Here is a 359-nt window from a genome sequence, read left to right as displayed (position 1 = left end):
CGCCCGGGTGGTGGAATTGGTAGACACAAGGGATTTAAAATCCCTCGCTGGTAACAGCGTGCCGGTTCAAGTCCGGCCCCGGGCACCATTTTAACACTATTGTGTTGTCGGAATTGTGATAAAGGCAGTAAAGCCATTCTCACTATGGAACGCGAGTATAGCTCAGCTGGTAGAGCGCAACCTTGCCAAGGTTGAGGTCACGAGTTCGAACCTCGTTACTCGCTCCAATCTCCTCCGCTTCGTATGCACGACTCTTGAGTCGACCATCCGCCCGGGTGGTGGAATTGGTAGACACAAGGGATTTAAAATCCCTCGCTGGTAACAGCGTGCCGGTTCAAGTCCGGCCCCGGGCACCATTT

3 tRNA genes are annotated in these 359 nt (G+C 53.8%); all 3 read left to right on the top strand.

Features of this window, described 5'->3' with window-relative positions:
• Position 1 precedes the first annotated feature (1 nt).
• Positions 2 to 88 (top strand) — tRNA-Leu (locus C2M17_RS12545).
• 63 nt (positions 89 to 151) lie between these two features.
• Positions 152 to 227: transfer RNA gene (locus tag C2M17_RS12540), tRNA-Gly, on the top strand.
• 42 nt (positions 228 to 269) lie between these two features.
• Positions 270 to 356 (top strand) — tRNA-Leu (locus C2M17_RS12535).
• Positions 357 to 359 lie beyond the last annotated feature (3 nt).

The sequence above is a fragment of the Pseudoalteromonas sp. T1lg10 genome (assembly GCF_002964545.1).
GTDB lineage: Bacteria > Pseudomonadota > Gammaproteobacteria > Enterobacterales > Alteromonadaceae > Pseudoalteromonas.
The sequence above is the reverse complement of the archived record's forward strand: the minus strand, read 5'-3'. Positions and strand labels throughout refer to the sequence as shown.